The organism is Pseudomonas benzenivorans (assembly GCF_033547155.1).
GTDB lineage: Bacteria > Pseudomonadota > Gammaproteobacteria > Pseudomonadales > Pseudomonadaceae > Aquipseudomonas > Aquipseudomonas benzenivorans_B.
Genome location: NZ_CP137892.1, coordinates 3,703,114 through 3,720,774 on the forward strand (window position 1 = coordinate 3,703,114; position 17,661 = coordinate 3,720,774).

The 17,661-nt window shown below is 68.6% G+C and carries 14 protein-coding genes; 6 read left to right on the forward strand and 8 right to left on the reverse strand.

Annotated features, from left to right (window positions below; genetic code table 11):
- Positions 1–45 precede the first annotated feature (45 nt).
- Both SBP02_RS17110 and SBP02_RS17115 read right to left on the reverse strand, forming a co-directional pair.
- Positions 46–3,177 carry an efflux RND transporter permease subunit gene (locus SBP02_RS17110; protein WP_318643566.1) on the reverse strand — a complete coding sequence of 1,044 codons (3,132 nt, stop codon included), beginning with the start codon at positions 3,175–3,177 and terminating at the stop codon, positions 46–48.
- 12 nt (positions 3,178–3,189) lie between these two features.
- Positions 3,190–4,335, reverse strand: coding sequence for an efflux RND transporter periplasmic adaptor subunit (locus SBP02_RS17115; RefSeq protein ID WP_318643567.1), 1,146 nt, complete (start codon positions 4,333–4,335; stop codon positions 3,190–3,192).
- A 146-nt stretch (positions 4,336–4,481) separates the two neighbouring features.
- On the opposite strand from SBP02_RS17115, the gene SBP02_RS17120 reads away from it, so the two are divergent.
- A complete protein-coding gene (locus SBP02_RS17120; protein WP_318643568.1) occupies positions 4,482–5,105 on the forward strand; it encodes a TetR family transcriptional regulator in 624 nt (207 codons plus the stop codon).
- A 14-nt stretch (positions 5,106–5,119) separates the two neighbouring features.
- Here the strand turns inward: SBP02_RS17120 and SBP02_RS17125 are convergent, their stop codons facing one another.
- Positions 5,120–5,317, reverse strand: coding sequence for a heavy-metal-associated domain-containing protein (locus SBP02_RS17125; protein ID WP_318643569.1), 198 nt, complete (start codon positions 5,315–5,317; stop codon positions 5,120–5,122).
- 164 nt (positions 5,318–5,481) lie between these two features.
- Here SBP02_RS17125 and SBP02_RS17130 point away from each other — a divergent pair, with 164 nt between their 5' ends.
- The 4 genes from SBP02_RS17130 (at position 5,482) to SBP02_RS17145 (ending at position 9,657) form a co-directional block, all read left to right on the forward strand.
- A complete protein-coding gene (locus SBP02_RS17130) occupies positions 5,482–5,850 on the forward strand; it encodes a hypothetical protein (RefSeq protein ID WP_318643570.1) in 369 nt (122 codons plus the stop codon).
- 73 nt (positions 5,851–5,923) lie between these two features.
- The gene (locus SBP02_RS17135) at positions 5,924–8,320 is read left to right on the forward strand and encodes a heavy metal translocating P-type ATPase (protein WP_318643571.1); all 2,397 of its coding nucleotides are present in this window, start codon (positions 5,924–5,926) and stop codon (positions 8,318–8,320) included.
- On the forward strand, positions 8,317–8,718 hold the full coding sequence (cueR, locus tag SBP02_RS17140; RefSeq protein WP_318643572.1) for a Cu(I)-responsive transcriptional regulator: 402 nt from the start codon (positions 8,317–8,319) through the stop codon (positions 8,716–8,718). Before SBP02_RS17135 ends, cueR begins: the two co-directional genes overlap by 4 nt.
- A gap of 75 nt (positions 8,719–8,793) precedes the next feature.
- Complete coding sequence (locus SBP02_RS17145; protein ID WP_318643573.1) at positions 8,794–9,657, forward strand: PhzF family phenazine biosynthesis protein; 864 nt, start codon at positions 8,794–8,796, stop codon at positions 9,655–9,657.
- Positions 9,658–9,804: 147 nt separating this feature from the next.
- Here the strand turns inward: SBP02_RS17145 and SBP02_RS17150 are convergent, their stop codons facing one another.
- From SBP02_RS17150 to SBP02_RS17165, 4 genes are read right to left on the reverse strand one after another with little or no spacing between them, the layout of a single operon-like run.
- Complete coding sequence (locus SBP02_RS17150; protein ID WP_318643574.1) at positions 9,805–10,395, reverse strand: HAD family hydrolase; 591 nt, start codon at positions 10,393–10,395, stop codon at positions 9,805–9,807.
- Positions 10,392–11,261 (reverse strand): acyl-CoA thioesterase II, encoded by an 870-nt coding sequence (tesB, locus tag SBP02_RS17155; RefSeq protein ID WP_318643575.1) that lies wholly within the window; start codon positions 11,259–11,261, stop codon positions 10,392–10,394. The genes SBP02_RS17150 and tesB overlap by 4 nt, the downstream gene beginning before the upstream one ends.
- 22 nt (positions 11,262–11,283) lie before the next feature.
- Positions 11,284–12,885, reverse strand: a complete 1,602-nt coding sequence (locus SBP02_RS17160) for a SagB/ThcOx family dehydrogenase (RefSeq protein WP_318643576.1) — start codon at positions 12,883–12,885, stop codon at positions 11,284–11,286.
- A complete protein-coding gene (locus SBP02_RS17165) occupies positions 12,882–13,445 on the reverse strand; it encodes a GNAT family N-acetyltransferase (RefSeq protein ID WP_318643577.1) in 564 nt (187 codons plus the stop codon). The genes SBP02_RS17160 and SBP02_RS17165 overlap by 4 nt, the downstream gene beginning before the upstream one ends.
- Positions 13,446–13,514: 69 nt before the next feature.
- Here SBP02_RS17165 and SBP02_RS17170 point away from each other — a divergent pair, with 69 nt between their 5' ends.
- Positions 13,515–14,435, forward strand: coding sequence for a histone deacetylase family protein (locus SBP02_RS17170; RefSeq protein ID WP_318643578.1), 921 nt, complete (start codon positions 13,515–13,517; stop codon positions 14,433–14,435).
- A 485-nt stretch (positions 14,436–14,920) separates the two neighbouring features.
- Here SBP02_RS17170 and SBP02_RS17175 read toward each other — a convergent pair whose 3' ends face one another.
- On the reverse strand, positions 14,921–17,314 hold the full coding sequence (locus tag SBP02_RS17175; protein ID WP_318643579.1) for a putative bifunctional diguanylate cyclase/phosphodiesterase: 2,394 nt from the start codon (positions 17,312–17,314) through the stop codon (positions 14,921–14,923).
- Positions 17,315–17,661: the final 347 nt, after the last annotated feature.

Genomic DNA, 17,661 nt, shown 5'->3' on the forward strand with positions numbered 1-17,661 from the left:
ACCGACGGCGTGGAACTGGGGTTGGCGGCAGGCCGCCAAGCCGATCTAGGACTCTGCCACCTCCGCGGCTTTGCGTCCCCTGCTCAGCTTCTGCGACAGCGACTCCACCAGCAGGTAGAACATCGGGATCAGGAACACCGCCAGCACGGTCGCCGCCAGCATGCCGCCGAGCACCCCGGTACCGATCGAGTGGCGGCTGGCCGAGCCGGCACCGCTGCTGACGACCAGCGGCATGACGCCGAGGACGAAGGCCAGCGAGGTCATGATGATCGGCCGAAAGCGCAGCCGCGCGGCCTCCAGGGCGGCCTCCAGGATGCCCATGCCCTGCTGCCGGCAGAGCACGGCGAACTCGACGATGAGGATGGCGTTCTTGGTCGACAGGCCGATCAGAGTGACCAGGCCGACCTGGAAGTACACGTCGTTGTCGATGCCGCGCAGCCACACCGCGAGGATCGCGCCGAACACCGCGAAGGGCACCGCGGTGACCACCGCCAGCGGCAGGGTCCAGCGCTCGTACTGCGCCGCGAGGATCAGGAACACCATGATCAGGCCGAAGACGAAGGCGGTGCTGCCGGAGCCCTGGGTCGCCAGCTCCTGGTAGGCCGAGCCGGTCCAGCCGATGCTGTAGTCGCTGCCGAGCACCTCGCCGGCCACCTCCTGCACCGCCGCCAGGGCCTGGCCCGAGCTGTAGCCCGGCGCCGGCCCGCCGAGAATCTTCGCCGCCGGGTAGACATTGAAGCGGGCATAGCTGTCCGGGCCGAGGATGCGCCGCACCTTGACCAGGCTCGACAGCGGCACCAACTCGCCACCGGCCGAGCGCACATAGACCTGGGCCAGGTCCTCCGGCTTGCGCCTGAACTCCGACTCGGACTGCAGGCTGACCTGCCAGGTGCGCCCGAACAGGCTGAAGTCGTTGACGTAGTAGCTGCCGAAGGTCGCCTGCATGGCGGTGAACACATCGTTGATCGACACGCCCAGGGCGCGGGCCTTGGTGCGGTCCAGGTCGATGTAGTACTGCGGCACGTTGGCGCTGAAGGTGCTCTGCACCCCGGCCAGCTCCGGGCGCTGATTGACCGCCTGGAGGAAGGCCGCGACCTTGGCCGCCAGCTGTTCGGTCGTGCCGCCGCTGCGGTCCTGGATATAGCCCTCGAAACCGCCGGTGGTGCTCATGCCGGTGATCGGCGGCGGGTTGAAGCTCATCACCACGCCATCCTTCTGCGCCGCGCCGATGCCCATGAATTCGCGGGTCAGGTTGCGCGCATCCAGCTCCGGCGTGGTGCGCTCGCTCCAGTCCTTGAGCGGCACGAAGGATACCCCGGCATTGCTGCGGGTGCCGAAGGTGAGGATGTCGAAGCCGGCGAAGGTGACCACGTCCTCCACCGCCGGGTGCGCCATCAGCTGCTCAGTCACCGCGCCGGTCAGCGCCTCGGTGCGGGTCAAGGAGGCCGCCGGCGGCAGGAAGTAGGCGTTGATCACATAGCCCTGGTCCTCGTCCGGCACCAGCGAGCCGGGCACCCGATTGAACAGCAGCACCATCAGCGCAATCATCGCGCCGAACAGCGTCAGCCCCACCAGGGTGCGCTTGAGGAAGAAGCGCACGCCGCTGGCATAGCCGTCGGTGAGCCGGTCGAACACCCGGTTGAAGGCGCGGAACGGCGCCGCCGGCTCGTGCTCTCCGGGCTTGAGCAGCAGGGCGCACAGGGCCGGGCTCAGGGTCAGGGCGACGATGCTGGAGATCGCCACCGACACGGCGATGGTAATAGCGAACTGCTTGTACATCTCCCCGGCCAGGCCGCCGAGAAAGCCCACCGGCACGAACACCGCGATCAGCACCAGGCTGGTGGCGATGATCGGGCCGGTCACCTCCTGCATGGCCTTGATCGTGGCCTCGCGCGGGCCGAGCTTGTCGGCGGCCATCGAGCGCTCGACGTTCTCGATCACCACGATGGCGTCGTCCACCACGATGCCGATCGCCAGCACCATGCCGAACAGGGTCAGCAGGTTGATGGAGAACCCCAGCAGGTACATGCCGGCGAAGGTGCCGACCAGCGACACCGGGATGGCCAGCAAGGGGATCAGCGTGGCGCGCCAGTTCTGCAGGAACACGAACACCACCAGCACCACCAGCACCAGGGCCTCGAAGAAGGTGTGGATCACCTCCTCGATCGACACCTTGACGAACTTGGTGGTGTCGTAGGGAATCTTGTAGGTGATGCCCTGGGGGAAGTCCTGGGACAGGCGCTCGAGGGTGCTGCGCACCGCCTCGGCGGTATCCAGGGCATTGGCGCCGGGTTGCAGGTAGATGCCGAAGGCGGCGTTCTGCTGGCCGTTGAGCGAGGTCATCAGCGAGTAGTCCTGGGCGCCCAGCTCGATCCGCGCCACGTCCTTGAGCAGCAGGCTGGCGCCGGTGGCATCCGAGCGCAGGATGACGTTCTCGAATTCCTCGGGGTCGGTGAAGCGGCCCTGGGTGGTCACGGTGTAGGTGAAATCCTGGGCCTGCTGCAGCGGCTGCTGGCCGAAGCTGCCGGCGGCGAACTGCGAGTTCTGCTCGCGAATGGCCGCGACCACGTCGCTGGGGGTCAGGTTGAACTGCGCCAACTTGTCCGGGCGCAGCCAGATACGCATGGAATAGTCCTTGGAGCCGAACTGGCGGGCGTCGCCGACGCCGGGCAGGCGCTTGAGTTCGTCGATCACGTTGATCAGCGCGTAGTTGCTGATATACACCGGGTCACGCGAGCCGTCCGGGGAGAACAGGGTGACCACCTGGAGGATGTCCGAGGACTTCTTCTCCACCTTGACCCCCTGCCGGCGCACCTCCTCCGGCAGCTTGGCCAGGGCCGACTGCACCCGGTTGTTGACGTCGATGGTGGCCTGGTCGGGATCGGTGCCCACCTCGAAGTACACCGCCAGGCTCATGGCGTTGCCGCCGGAATTGGACTGCTGGTAGATCATCCCCTCGACGCCGTTGATCGACTGCTCCAGGGGCGCGGCCACGGTCTCGGCGATCACCTGGGCGCTGGCCCCGGCATAGGTGGCGCTGACCGACACCTGCGGCGGCAGGATCTGCGGGTACTGGGAGATGGGCAGGGCGCGCATGGAAAGCAGGCCGGCCAGCATGATGATGACGGAGATGACCGTGGCGAAGATCGGCCGGTCGATAAAGAAGCGTGAGATCACCGGATGCGCTCCTTAGGACCGTTTGCCGGACGGCCCGTCGCCATCGGCGACCTTCACCGGCATGTCCGGGCGCACCTTGGGCAGCCCTTCGACTATCACCCGGTCGCCCTCGTGGATGCCGCTTTCCACCACCCAGCGGCCGGCCGCGGTGCGCCCGGTGCTGACCTGGCGGGTACGCGCGATGCCCTGCTCGTCGACCACATAGACGAAGGTGCCGCGTGGCCCCTGAGCGACGGCGCGCTCCGGCACGGTGATGGCGTCGGGCAGGCTGATGCCCTTGACCAGCACGCGGACGAACTGGCCGGGGAGCAGCGCCTGCTCGGGGTTGGGCACCACGGCGCGGGCGCTGACGGTGCCGGTGCTGCGGTCGACCAGACTGTCGGTGAAATTCACCTTGCCCTCCAACGGGTAGACGGAGCCGTCGCCGAACTGGATCTGCACGCGCATCTGCTCGCCGTCCAGGGCCAGGGCGCCGCTCTGCAGGCCGCCGCGCACGCTTTCCACGTCGCGGTCGGGGGCGGCGAAGTTGACGTAGATCGGGTCGAGCTGGGTGATCCGGGTCAGCAGGCTGGCATTGGGGTCGCCGGCGACCATCAGGCTGCCCTCGGACACGGTTTCCTTGCTGGTGATGCCGGAGATGGGCGCCTTCACCGTGGTGTAGTCGAGGTCGATCTGCTTGGCCTGCACCTCGGCCTCGGCGGCCTGGATATTGGCCTTGCTCTGCTCGAAATTGGAGATCGCGTTGTCCAGTTCGCTCTCGCTGGCGAAGCCCTTCTTCTGCAGCTCGCGAATGCGCTTGAGGTCACGCTCGGCCTGGCGGTAGCGCGCCTGCTCCTGGGCCAGCGCCCCCTTGGCCCGGGCCAGGGCAGCCTGATAGGTGCGCGGGTCGATGCGGAACATCACCTGGCCCTGCTTGACCTGGCTGCCCTCCAGGTAGGTGCGCTCCTGCAGGATGCCGCTGACCTGGGCCCGCACCTGCACCTCGCGAAAGCCCGCCGTGCGGGCCGGGTACTCGAACACCAGGGGCAGCGGCGTGACCTTGGCGGTTTCCACCAGCACCTCCGGGGGCGGCGGCGCCTCGGCCGCCAGGGCCACCGGCAGCAGGTAGCCGCAGGCGAGAACGCCGAGGACGAGTTGGACGGGGCGAACAAAGGGCATGGGCGTCTCCGGGACAGCGCGAGAGGTAAGGCACGGGGCGGGGATGCTAGTTACATACACTACTGTCTGTAAACAGGCCATTGTGTATAAAATCACTACACGCTGTTGCGTAAAACCTAAGCCTAGCCACAAAGCCCCCGATCGCCATGCGCCGAACCAAAGAGCAAGCCGAGCAGACCCGCTGCGACATCCTCGCGGCGGCCGAGACGCTGTTTCTGCAACAGGGCGTGGCCCATACCAGCCTGGAGCAGATCGCCCGCCAGGCCGGGGTGACCCGCGGCGCGGTGTACTGGCACTTCGCCAATAAGGCGGACCTGTTCAACGCCATGCTCAACCAGGTTCGCCTGCCGCCGGAGCAGATGGCCGAGCGCCTGTCCGGCTGCGACGGCGACGCCTCGCTGCTGACGCTGCGCGACCTGATCATCGAAGCCATCGAGAATCTGGCCCGCGACGCGCAGAAGCGGCGCATCTTCACCATCCTCCTGCACCGCTGCGAATTCACCGATGAACTGCGCGATGCCGAGCTGCAGCGCCGCCTCTTCGTCGATGCGTTCATCGCACTGGTGGAGGCCCTGTTCGCTCACCCCGCCTGTCGCCAACGCCTGCACCCGGGCGTCACCCCGCGCCTGGCCGCCCGCGCCCTGCACGCCCAGATCGTCGGCCTGTTCACCGACTGGACCCGCGACCCGCTGCTGTTCGACCCGCTGCAGGACAGCGCCGGGCTGATCGATGCCGTACTGCGCGGGCTGCTTCGCGACTGGCAGGCCTGAGCCCGGCCCCGCCCTCAGGCCGGGCTGACGGTATAGCCCTCGTCGAAGATCGCCTCGAGCAGCTCTTCGTTCGACAGCCGGCTGGTCACCCGCACCTCGGCGGCCTGCAGATCGACCTGCACTTCGGCCGCCGGGTCGCGCGCCTGGACGGCCTGGGTGATCGCCCGCACGCAATGACCGCAGCTCATGCCCTGCACCTTGAACACCTGCATCTTGCATCTCCTCATAAATGCTCTTCGTTCTGGACCCGGTCCGAACGCTCACCGGGTCCCTGCAGTCTCCGGCTTACCCTGAGGGCAAGGTCAAGCCGGCACTTGTCCAACCCCCGCGACTCGACCAAGCTCAGGTCGTACCCCTAGGGATTGTGGAGGCCGACATGTCGCGCCGGTTCCTTTCACTGCTGGCCGGCCTGCTGGGCGTGACCGCCACGGCCCAGATGCCGGCCCTGGCCGAGAGTGATGCCCTGCTGATCGTCTCACGGGAGCGCCTGATCGTGGCCACGCCCTGCGAGATCGGCCTGTACCTGCACGAACGGCTGGCCGCGCGGCTGTTCCCGGGCCAGTCGGCGGCCTTCAACCTACCTCCTGGCGAGGTATCGCTGCGCCTGGCCACCCTCGGTGGCGACGACTGCCAGCCGGGCATTCGCCTGCCCGATGGCCAGCGCCTCAGCCTGCAGGCCGGGCAGGTTAGCCGCTACCGCATCGCCCAGGGCGAGGCCGGGCTCTACCTGCTGCCGGCCCCCTGAACCTCTGAAACGGGTCTTGACCTTACCCATGGGTCAAGGTTGATCCTAGGGACGACTTCCTGGGAGATCGACCATGACCAGTCTCACCACCTTCGACCTGCCGATTGCCGGCATGACCTGCGCCAGCTGTGCCGGCCGGGTCGAGCGTGCCCTGCGCAAGCTGCCGCAGGTCGCCAACGCCAGCGTCAACCTGGCCAGCGAACAGGCACGCATCGAGGCCCCCGAGGACAGCCTGGCGCAGCTGATCGCCGCAGTCGAGGGCGCCGGCTACCAGGTGCCCAGCGCGCCCCTGGAGCTGGCCATCGAGGGCATGACCTGCGCCAGTTGCGTCGGCCGGGTCGAACGCGCCCTGGCCAAGCAGCCGGGGGTGCTGGCGGTCAGCGTCAACCTGGCCAGCGAGCAGGCCCAGCTGCGGGTCAGCCCCAGACTGGACCCAGAGCCGCTGCTCAAGGCCGTCGCCGATGCCGGCTACGGCGCCAGCCTGGTGAATCTCGAGGCGCCGGAGCCGCCTGCCGCGGACCGCCGCCTGCAACGGGAACGCTGGCACCTGCTGCTGGCACTGGTGCTGGCCGCGCCGCTGGTGCTGCCGATGCTGCTGGCCCCCTTCGGCCTGCACTGGATGCTGCCGGCCTGGGTCCAGTTCGCCCTGGCCACCCCGGTGCAGTTCGTCCTCGGCGCACGCTTCTACCGCGCGGCCTGGCAGGCCCTGCGCGCCGGCGCCGGCAACATGGACCAGCTGGTCGCCATCGGCACCAGCGCCGCCTACGGCCTGAGCCTGTACCAGTGGGCGGTCACCCCGGCCGGACAGGCGCCGGCACTGTACTTCGAGGCCGCGGCGGTGATCATCGCCCTGATCCTGCTCGGCAAGTACCTGGAAAGCCGCGCCAAGCGCCAGACCAGCAGCGCCATTCGCGCCCTGCAGGCCCTGCGCCCGGACCAGGCACTACGCCTGCGGGACGGCCGCGAGGAGAGGGTGCCGCTGAGCGCCCTGGCCCTGGGCGACCGGGTGCTGGTCAAGCCCGGCGAGCGCTTCCCGGTGGACGGCCGGGTGCTGGAGGGCCAGAGCCACGCCGACGAGGCGCTGATCAGCGGCGAGAGCCTGCCCCAGGCCAAGCAGCCGGGCGATGCGGTCACGGCCGGGGCGATCAACGGCGAGGGCCGCCTGCTGATCGAGACCACGGCCCTCGGCGCGGAGACCGTGCTGGCCAAGATCATCCGCCTGGTGGAAGACGCCCAGGCGGCCAAGGCGCCAATCCAGAAGCTGGTGGACCGGGTCAGCCAGGTGTTCGTCCCGGCGGTGCTGCTGATCGCCCTGGCCACCCTGCTGATCTGGCTGTCGCTCGGCGCCTCCCTGGCCACGGCCCTGCTCAACGCCGTGGCGGTACTGGTGATCGCCTGCCCCTGCGCCCTCGGCCTGGCCACCCCCACCGCGATCATGGCCGGCACCGGGGTGGCCGCGCGCCACGGCATCCTGATCAAGGACGCCGAGGCCCTGGAGGTGGCCCACGGCGTGACCGCCGTGGCCTTCGACAAGACCGGTACCCTGACCTCCGGCACGCCGCGGATCGTCCACCTGCTGGCGGTCGATGGCGATGAGGCGCAACTGCTGCAGCTGGCCGGCGGCCTGCAGCGTGGCAGCGAGCACGCCCTGGCCAAGGCGGTGCTGGACGCCTGCAGCGAGCGCGCGCTGAGCCTGCCCGAGGTGGCTGACAGCCAGGCCCTGGCCGGGCGTGGCATCGCCGGGCAGATCGATGGCCGCCGCCTGGCCCTGGGCAACCGCCGCCTGCTCGACGACAACGGCCTGCAGCCCGGCGAGCTGGCCGAGCAGGCGCAGCAATGGGAGGCCGAGGGCCGTACCCTGTCCTGGCTGCTGGAACAGTCGCCCGAGCCCCGCGTGCTGGGCCTGTTCGCCTTCGGCGACAGCCTCAAGGCGGGTGCGGCCGAAGCCGTCGAACGGCTCAAGGCAAGCGGCATCGACAGCCACCTGATCAGCGGCGACAACCGTGGCAGCTGCGCGGCCGTGGCCGACGCCCTGGGCATCGCCGCGGTGCATGCCGAGGTGCTGCCGGCGGACAAGGCCGGCCTGGTCGGCGAACTGAAGCGCAGCGGCGTGGTGGCGATGGTCGGCGACGGCATCAACGATGCCCCGGCCCTGGCCGCCGCCGACGTCGGCATCGCCATGGGCAGTGGTACCGACGTGGCCATGCACGCCGCCGGCATCACCCTGATGCGCGGCGACCCGCGCCTGGTGCCGGCCGCCCTGGACATCAGCCGGCGCACCTACGCCAAGATCCGCCAGAACCTGTTCTGGGCCTTCGTCTACAACCTGGTCGGCATCCCCCTGGCCGCCCTGGGCCTGCTCAACCCGATGATCGCCGGCGCCGCCATGGCCGCCTCCAGCGTCAGCGTGGTGAGCAACGCCCTGCTGCTCAAGACCTGGAAGCCCCGGCAAGAGGAGGAGCGCCCGTGAATATCGGCCAAGCCGCGCGCAAGACCGGCCTCAGCGCCAAGATGATCCGCTACTACGAGTCCATCGACCTGCTGCCGGCCGCCGGCCGTAGCGACAGCGGCTACCGCCAGTACGGCCCCCAGGACCTGCACCGCCTGGCCTTTATCAAGCGCGCCCGCGACCTGGGCTTCTCCCTGGCCGAGGTGGCCCAGCTGCTGGCCCTGTGGCAGGACCGCGGGCGCGCCAGCGCCGACGTCAAGGCCCTGGCCGCCGGGCATATCGCCGAGCTGAACCACAAGATCGCCGAGCTGAGCGGCCTGCGCGACACCCTGCAGGAGCTGATGGACCACTGCCAGGGCGACCAGCGCCCGGACTGCCCGATCCTCAGGGACCTGGAGTCCGGCGGCCGCTGCCCCTGAGCGGCCTGATACCATGCACCCCCCAGCGCTGTCGCGGACTGGGCTGCGACGGCAAATCACCACAAGGACTCAGCCATGCACTACTGGCAGCTGGATGTATTCGCCGAGCGCCCGCTGACGGGCAACGGCCTGGCGGTATTCCCCGATGCACACGCCCTGTCCACAGCCACCATGCAGCGGCTGACCCAGGAACTGCGCCAATTCGAGTCGATCTTTCTGCTGCCCGGCGACAGCCCCGGTCGCTGCCGCGCGCAGATATTCACCGCGGAGGAGGAGCTGCCCTTCGCCGGCCACCCGATTCTCGGCGCGGCCGCCTTGCTGCACCACCTGCATGCACCTGCCGAGCACGCCGAGTGGACCCTGCAGCTGAAAGCCAAGAGCGTGCACGTCATCACCCGGCGCCATGGCCAGGGCTTCTACGCCGAGATGGATCAGGGCCAGGCCGAATTCGGTCAGCGGCTGGACAACGCCACTGCTCGTGCGGTGGCCGATGCCTTCGGCCTGGGCGACGACCACCTGGACCGGCGCTACCCGGCCACCGTGGTCAGCACCGGCCTGCCCTACCTGCTGCTGCCGGTCACGGCCGCCGGGCTGGCCGGGGCCAGGCAACGCCGATTGCTCGACCCCGAGCTGCGCGCGTGCGGCGCCGCCTTCGTGTTCCTGCTGGATGTCGACAACCGCGAGGGGCGCACCTGGGACCCGGCCGGCGTGATCGAAGACATCGCCACCGGCAGCGCCGCCGGACCGGTGGCCGCCTACCTGGTCGAGCAGGGGCTGCACGCGCGCGGCGAAGCCTTCAGCCTCAACCAGGGTCGCTTCCTGCACAGGCCTAGCACGCTGGCGGTGTGCGTCGGCGCGGAGGGTCGGGTCAGGGTCGGCGGCCACGTGCAACTGGTGGCCCGCGCCGACCTGCTGGTCGCCCCCGCAGCGCTGGGGTAGCAGGCCGTTGAAAAACGTAGGCGAGGCAGGCAAGACAAGGCAAAAACGGCCGAAAAAGCGGAGTTTACGTGCTGTAAATGAGCATTTTGAGGCCGTTTTTAACGCAGTATTGCCAACGTAGGTAGTTTTTCAACGGCCTGCTAGACGTCAGCCCAACTGCCCCAGCAGCTCGGCACAATCGCGGGCAAAGCCATCACTGAGCTCCGGCCAGGGGTTCTCCGCCAGGTTGACCAGCACGCTGCGGGCCCCGGCGGCGCGGGCGCACTCCAGGTCGAAGCGGAAGTCGCCGACCATCACCAGCTCGCCCGGCGCCACCCGCCAGCGTTCGGCCAGCTGCAGCAGGCCGCCGGGATGGGGCTTGGGCGGCGCCTCGCCGCGGCCGAAGATGTCCTGGGTGGCGAAACAGTCGCCCAGGCCGATGGCCTGCAGCGTCAGCAGGGCCAGCTCGTGGGCGTTGCGGGTGAGAATGCCGAGCCGGCAGTCGCGTCCGTGCAGCGCCCGCACCAGCTCCACCGCCCCCGGCGCCGGCTGCGCCGCCAACGCCAGCTCGCGCTCGTGCTCCAGCAGCCAGGCGTGCTTGGCCGCCGCCTCGTCCTCGGGCAGGGCCGCCAGGTGGTGGAGAATGTCCGCCTCGGCGGGAATCTCCAGGACGCGGCGGATCGCCGGAAAATCGTGCACCGCCAGGGTCAGGGTGCCGTCCATGTCGAACACCCAGTGGCGCGCCTCGCCCAGTTTCACTTCCAGTCCTCGCGCAGGCGGATCAGGCCTTCCTGGGCCACCGAGGCGACCAGCTGGCCCTGGCGGTTGAACACGCTGCCACGGGAGAAGCCGCGGGCATTGCCGGCCCAGGGGCTGTCCATCGAGTACAGCAGCCAGTCGTCCAGGCGCAGGTTGCCGTGGAACCACAGCGAGTGGTCGAGGCTGGCGACCTGCATGAACTTCTGCCAGACGGACACGCCGTGGGGCAGCATCGAGGTGGTCAGCAGGTTGAAGTCACTGGCGTAGGCCAGCAGGTACTTGTGCAGCTGCGGATCGTCCGGCAGCTCGCCGGCGGCGCGGAACCACACGTGCTTGACCGGCTCGCTGCGCTCGGGGGCGAAGGGGTTGGCCACCGTGACCGGGCGGATCTCGATCGGCTTGGCGCCCACCACCCGCTCGCGGATGCGCTCGGGCAGGGAATCGGCGACCAGGCTGGCCAGCTCGGTCTCCGACTGCAGGCCTTCCGGCCCCGGCACGTCGGGCATCAGGTTCTGGTGCTCGAAGCCCTCCTCGTCGTACTGGAACGAGGCGCTGCAGGTGAAGATCGGCTTGCCCTTCTGGATCGCCATCACCCGCCGGGTGCTGAAGCTGCCGCCGTCGCGCACCCGGTCGACCTGGTAGACCACCGGCAGGCTGGCATCGCCCGGACGCAGGAAGTAGCCGTGCAGCGAGTGCACATGGCGGTCGGCCTCGACCGTCTGGCTGGCCGCCGACACGCACTGGCCGAGCACCTGACCGCCGAACAGCTGGCGGAACCCCAGGTCCTGGCTGACCCCGCGGAACAGGTTCTCCTCGATGGGCTCCAGGCTCAACAGGGCGACCAGTTCGTCCAATACCTGACTCATGCATGCACTCCTAATGCGCCGCCTAGGTCGGCGGCAAAAGTGGATCGGGGTAGGCCGGCAAGGTGGACAGACGTTCGTCCCATAGGGCGCGGCCAAGGGTGAAATGGTAAAGGCTTTGCCAGCGGCTGTCGGCAAGTCCGAGCAATTCGTGCAGCGCTTCGTCGAAATAACAGCCGATGCCGGTGGCCGACAGCCCCGCCGCCTCGGCCTCCAGGTACAGCAGCTGGCCGACCTGCCCGCACTCCCAGTACAACCGCGGATAGCGCCAGGGGCCATCGGCCAGCGCCGCGTCGAAACGCGCCAGCATGGCCAGGGCCACACAGCCGTCGCTGGCGATATCCTGGCCGCAGGAGAGAAAACCGGCCAGGCCGCGGGCATCACCCTCCTGCAGGCGGTACAACGGCAGCTCGGCGTCGACCCGCTGCCACAGGAAGTCCTCGCGCAGGCCGTCCTGGATCTGGCCATCGCTGCGCGCCAGCCAGTACAGGCCGGGCATCAGCCCCTGCACCCGGTGGACGAACAGCAACAGGTCGACCGCCGCCGGCTCGCCGGTGACGGCCAGGGGCACCGGCGAGTGCTCCGGCATCAGCCGACGCAGCCAGGCCAGCAGCAGCTCGGCCTGGATGCCACTCCTGCCGTCCATGGCCTGGGCGCTGCGCCGCCGGTGCAGGATCGGCCGCAGCGGCAGACCGGGGTTGTCCACCACCGCTCGGCCCGGCTCGACGCTCCAGGCCGTGGCGGCCAGGGCCGGGGCGCGACACAGCGCCTGCACCCGGGCCAGCTCCGGCCAGGCGCGGTACTGGCGCGACAGGCGGTTGGGTGCGCCCTGGAGCTCGAGGGACGCCAGGCCGTTCAGCAGGGACGCCGGCAGGGCGAACTCGGCGTCCTGGGGCGGGCCGACCCACAGCAGGCAGTCGCCGTGCTCGACCTCGTGGAAGCCGTCGCGGTCCAGCCCCAGCAGGCCGTCCAGGCGCGCCTCGGCGACCCCGCGCAGCAGGCGCACCTGCCAGCCCAGGGTACTGGCGGCGATGGCCACGGCGGCCAGGGCGTGGCCGAGGTCGTGCTGGCAATAGCGATAGGCGCGCTCGCCGTACTTCCAGGCCTCGCGCCAGGGGATGCTGGCCAGGCCGAGCAGCAGGCCGCCGGCCGGCAGCGCCCGGGTCAACTCATCGGCCAGGGCCGGCGGCAGCGCGGCGCGCACCTCCAGGGCGTGCGCGTCCGGGGCGTAGTGGGCCAACAGCGCACCGGCCTCCAGGCTGCCGGCGGGCAGCAGCAGGTAGGCCTCGGTGGGGTGCAGGTTGCCGGACGAGGGGTTGACCCGCAGCGCCCAGCGGCTGCCGCCGGCCTCCTTCCAGGCCGACAGCGCCAGGCTGTCGTACAACAGCTGGGAGACGCTGGCCCGGTTCAGCGGCGCGGGCCTGCCCAGGGGCGCGGCGAACGGCGCGTCGTAGCCCGGCGACTCCTCCAGCGGGCGCTGGTACAGCGCGATCAGCCGAGCGCCGGCGTAACGGCGAAACGGCGCCGGCTGAGTCGCCCAGTCCAGCTGGCCGGGCCCCGGGGCGAAGCGCTGCGGCTGGTGCTTGCTCAGCTGGTGGTAGGCGCGCACCGGCTCGATCTCGCTCATCGGCCTACCTCCCAGTCGGCGCGACCCAGGCGATACAGCACATGCCGGCGCAGACGATGCCCCGCCGGCAGCGCCGGATGGTCGAAATCGCCGGCCGGGTCGCGGCGCATGCCGATGGCCTGCATGACGCCCTGGGATGCCAGGTTGTCCCGCGTGGTGAAACTGACGATCTGCTCCAGCGCCAACTGCGTGAAGCCGCAGGCCAGGGCCGCCCGCGCCGCCTCGCTGGCCAGGCCCTGACGCCAGTGCGCGCGGTCCAGACGCCAGGCGATCTCGACCGCCGGGCAGAAGGGCACTGCGAAGGTCACCGGGCGCAAGCCGGTGAAGCCGATGAAGGCGCCGCTGTCCTTGCGCTCCAAGGCCCAGAAACCGAAGCCGTGCGCGGCGAAATCCGCCTCGAGGCGCTCGGCCACGCGGTCGCTCTCCTCGCGGCTGAGGGGCGCGGGAAAATGCCGCATCACTTGTGGGTCGCCATTCATCTCGGCGAAGGGGGCACGATCCGCGTCGCGCCAGGGCCGCAGCAGCAGGCGTGGTGTGTGCAATTCGATCGGGGCGGGCATCGGGCCTCCGCTTGAGTCGGGCCGGGCCGCGCCGCCATACTCGGACGCAGCCTGAAAGAGCCCTATTGTATGCGCCTGCCGCTGGTCTACCACGACGACTACAGCCCGCCCTTCCCGGCCGGGCACCGCTTCCCCATGGAGAAGTTCCGCCTGCTGCGCGACCATCTGGTGGACGGCGGCCTGGTCGCCGATGCCGGGCTGCTGCGCCCCGAGCTCTGCCCGACCGAGGTGCTGGCCCTGGCCCACTGCCCGGCCTACATAGAACGCTATATGTGCGGCGAGCTGCCCCGCGAGGACCAGCGCCGCCTCGGCCTGCCCTGGAGCGAGGCCCTGGCCCGGCGCACCGTGCGCGCGGTGGGCGGCTCGCTGCTGACCGCCGAGCTGGCGCTGCAGCACGGCCTGGCCTGCCACCTGGCCGGCGGCACCCACCACGCCCATTACGACTTTCCGGCCGGCTTCTGCATCTTCAACGACCTGGCGGTAATCGCCCGCTACCTGCTGGCGGCCGGCCAGGCCCAGCGGGTGCTGATCTTCGACTGCGACGTGCACCAGGGCGACGGCACCGCGCGGCTGCTGGCCGACTGCCCGGAGGCGGTCACCGTGTCGCTGCACTGCGAGCAGAACTTCCCGGCGCGCAAGGCCGAGAGCGACTGGGACATCCCCCTGCCCCGGGGCATGGGCGACGCCGATTATCTGAAGGTGGTGGAGGATGCGCTGAACTACCTGCTGCCGCTGTATCAGCCGGACATCGTGCTGTACGACGCCGGCGTCGACGTGCACCAGGGCGACGCCCTGGGCTACCTGCAACTGAGCGACCAGGGCCTGGCCGCCCGCGACGAAACGGTGATCCGCCACTGCCTGGGCCGCGACATCCCGGTGATGGGATTGATCGGCGGCGGCTACGACCAGGACCGCGCCGCCCTGGCCCGGCGTCACGGCATCCTGCATCACAGCGCGGCGAGGGTCTGGGCCGAGTTGAAGTTGGGCTGATCGCCCTGTAGCCCAGCCAAAAGCACGGATTGCCGTGGGATGGACAACGCGTGAGCTTGTCCACCCGCGACCTCACAACCCTCACCTTGCGATGACATAGCGCCACTCGCTTGCGTGGCCTTGCGATGCCGGGCCTGAATATGGCTCACCCGGCGACTCAAAAAGCCACCCGCCATTACCGGCGAAAACCTATGCCCGGGCAAGGCAGGTCGCTCGGATATTGGGCGGTGGAAAAGGCTTCGCCATTTGCCACCCTGCACGAGCGCTCCATCGATAACGCCCATGGTGAAACAGCACCGTTCTAGGCTCATCGAGCCTTGTCGGGCCCGTCATTTGAGCCACACGGCTCGGTGCTCAAGACCCCCATGACGACCGGTACAGCTGCTTTACGCACTTTCGCCGCTGCCTCCATCATCGCTCGGCGAGTTACGCCTTCGGCCCGCCTTGCGGAGCATGTGAAACGGGCGGAGCAGGCCCCTGGGAGCTCAACTCTCGACCATCAGTTTCTCGCGCACGAACGCCATGAAAGGGCCGGCCGGCAGCGGCGGGGAGAATAGGTAGCCCTGATGGACATGGCAGCCATGATCGACCAGGAAGCTGCGCTGGGCTTCTGTCTCCACCCCTTCGGCGATGACCCCCAGCCCCAGACTCTGGCCCAGGCTGACGATCGCACAGGCGATGGAGGTGTCGTTCGGGTCGACCAGCACGTCCCTGACGAAGGATTGGTCGATTTTTAGCTCATCCAACGGCAGGCTCTTGAGGTAGGACAGCGACGAGTAGCCCGTACCAAAGTCGTCCAGGGAGAGGCCGATGCCACTGTCTTTTAATTCGACCATCTTGGCGACGGTATTCTCTACATCCTCGATCAGCAAACCTTCCGTCAGCTCCAGCTTCAGTCGCCTCGGGTCGGCGCCTGAGCAGTTCAACACCGACAGCACCTCCTCGACGAAATCAGGGTGGTGGAACTGCCGTGCGCTGACATTCACCGCCATGCTCAACTGGGCGGTTTCCGGATGTTGTGCCCACTCCACCAACTGCGCGCACGCGGCTTCCAGCACCCAGCGCCCCAAGGGCAAGATAAGCCCGGTTTCCTCCGCCACAGAGATGAACTCGACGGGGGACACGCTCCCACGCTCGGGGTGTTGCCAGCGCAGCAGGGCCTCCGCCCCCAGGATGCAACCCGCATTATTCAGCTGCGGCTGAAAGTGCAGCAGGAACTCTTCTCTCTTCAGGCCGCGGCGTAAGTCGGCTTCCAGTCGGGCCCGGGCCGTGGCCACCGCCTGCATTTCCGGATCGAAGAAGCGCAGGGTGTTACGGCCTGCGGCTTTTGCGCGATACATCGCCAAGTCGGCGCGCTTCATGATGTCGTCCGCGCTGCTGAGCTGCCCCTGGAACAGGGCGATGCCAATGCTGGGGGTGCTGTGGTGTTCGTAACCATCCAGTCGGTAGGAAATGTTCAGCGCGCCGAGGATCTTGTCGCCGATATCCTGGGCCTGGGCCACCGCCTCGACAGGGGCTTCATCCAGGTCTTCGAGCAAGACCACGAACTCGTCCCCTCCCAGACGCGCCACGGTATCGCTTTCGCGGACGCAGTCGGCGAGACGCCGGGCAACCTGCTGCAGCAACATGTCGCCGCGATCGTGCCCCAGGGTGTCGTTCAGCGCCTTGAAGTTATCCAGGTCGATGAGTATCACCGCGCTGGTGCGCAGGCTGCGGGCATTGCCCGCCAGGATGCGCTGCAAGCGATCGAGCATGAGTCGCCTGTTGGCCAGCCCGGTCAGCTGGTCGTAGAAGGCCAGACGGTTGACCTCTTGCTCCGTGGTCTTGCGTTGGCTGATGTCGGTGTTGATCGACAGCACGGACTGGGGCTGGCCCGTCTCATCGCGCACCAGTGTGGCGCGGCTTTCCAGGGTAATGCTGCGGCCCGGACGCCTGAGCGTGACCTCTCCGGCCCAGTCGCCCGACTCGAGCAGCGTCGCGATGGCCGCATCGCGCGTGCCGTCGTTCTGGTAGATCAGCGTGCGCGCCGACTCCTCGGGCGTCTGCTGCGCGCTCAGACCGTAGAGACGCTCGGCACTCTTGTTCCAATAGAGAATACGGTCATCCATGCCGTGCACGACGATCGCATCCTGGGCCTTGTCCAGCAGCGAGGCCTGCTGGCGAAAGCGTCTTTCGCTCTCGCGCAATTCCTCCAGGTAACCTTCGCGCTCCTCGGCGTGGGCCTCCATTTCGCGTCGAATCTTGCGCCCGTATGCGACAGCCGCGCTGACCATCACCAGCACGAAGGCCATGATCGCGTACTCGATCTTGCGCAGTACCTCGACCGACGCCAGTTCCTCCTCCAGCAGCTTGCCTTGGATCTGCCCAACGCGCCCCCGTACCGTCGCCAGTGACGCCAGCAACTCGGCGTACTTGCGGTCCATGGTCGCCATGCGCTTGCCCGCGTTGTCCGGCTCGTCGGCCCGGAAGTAGGAAAAAATCAGCAAGGCTTCGTCGACCATCTTTCCCATGGCGGCATCGACCGCCTCCACCTCCCCCTGCAGCGCCCGGGTGTAGCCCTGTATCTCGGCGCTGTGCTCTTCGGGCCCATCCAGCCGAGCCTGAAGCTGTGCCTTGCCCAGCGCCAGGTGCTCGTGGAACACAGCCAGCGCCTGGCTCAACTTTCGCGACTCGCGGTCGACCTCCCGCGAATCGAACACGTCGTTGCCCGGCGCGTTGACGTCGGAGGCGTAGCTGCCCAGCACCGAGTAACTCGACAACTGCTGAACCCAGGATTGGTTGGCCTGAATGGAGCGATGATAGGCGCTGACGATCTGATGATTCAGGAGCACGCCGAGGACCACGACCAACACGTCGAATCCGGCCAGAAAAAAATACATCAGGTGCCATTTCTTCGAGCGCGAATTGTGTCGCGGGTCGTGGGGATTAGTTCCGGCACCTGCAGTATTAGCGCGAAGCATCGACAAGCCTCCAACTGCACTCGTTCCAGATCGATCAATGGCGCTGACCTCGGGGGAACAACCTTGGCCATGAACCCGACGCGACCTTGGCACGAAGGCTGGCCCGACAGGCCCTTATTCGACGACTGGTATGCACGTGGCAAGCCTGCATGCCGATGGCTGGCGTCCAGGTGCTGGCCCTGCTCTCGTCGACTCGAGCAGGGGCAGTCGTGTCACCCGATGGCGGGTGCAACCCCAAGACAAGGGGAGCGTCCAGGCTCCTGGCA

Coding starts and splice junctions, on each gene's coding strand:
- SBP02_RS17115 (WP_318643567.1), bottom strand. CDS start 4,335: ATGCCCTTTGTTCGCCCCGTCCAACTCGTCCTCGGCGTTCTCGCCTGC.
- SBP02_RS17120 (WP_318643568.1), top strand. CDS start 4,482: ATGCGCCGAACCAAAGAGCAAGCCGAGCAGACCCGCTGCGACATCCTC.
- SBP02_RS17125 (WP_318643569.1), bottom strand. CDS start 5,317: ATGCAGGTGTTCAAGGTGCAGGGCATGAGCTGCGGTCATTGCGTGCGG.
- SBP02_RS17130 (WP_318643570.1), top strand. CDS start 5,482: ATGTCGCGCCGGTTCCTTTCACTGCTGGCCGGCCTGCTGGGCGTGACC.
- SBP02_RS17135 (WP_318643571.1), top strand. CDS start 5,924: ATGACCAGTCTCACCACCTTCGACCTGCCGATTGCCGGCATGACCTGC.
- SBP02_RS17145 (WP_318643573.1), top strand. CDS start 8,794: ATGCACTACTGGCAGCTGGATGTATTCGCCGAGCGCCCGCTGACGGGC.
- tesB (WP_318643575.1), bottom strand. CDS start 11,261: ATGAGTCAGGTATTGGACGAACTGGTCGCCCTGTTGAGCCTGGAGCCC.
- SBP02_RS17160 (WP_318643576.1), bottom strand. CDS start 12,885: ATGAGCGAGATCGAGCCGGTGCGCGCCTACCACCAGCTGAGCAAGCAC.
- SBP02_RS17165 (WP_318643577.1), bottom strand. CDS start 13,445: ATGCCCGCCCCGATCGAATTGCACACACCACGCCTGCTGCTGCGGCCC.
- SBP02_RS17170 (WP_318643578.1), top strand. CDS start 13,515: ATGCGCCTGCCGCTGGTCTACCACGACGACTACAGCCCGCCCTTCCCG.
- SBP02_RS17175 (WP_318643579.1), bottom strand. CDS start 17,314: ATGTATTTTTTTCTGGCCGGATTCGACGTGTTGGTCGTGGTCCTCGGC.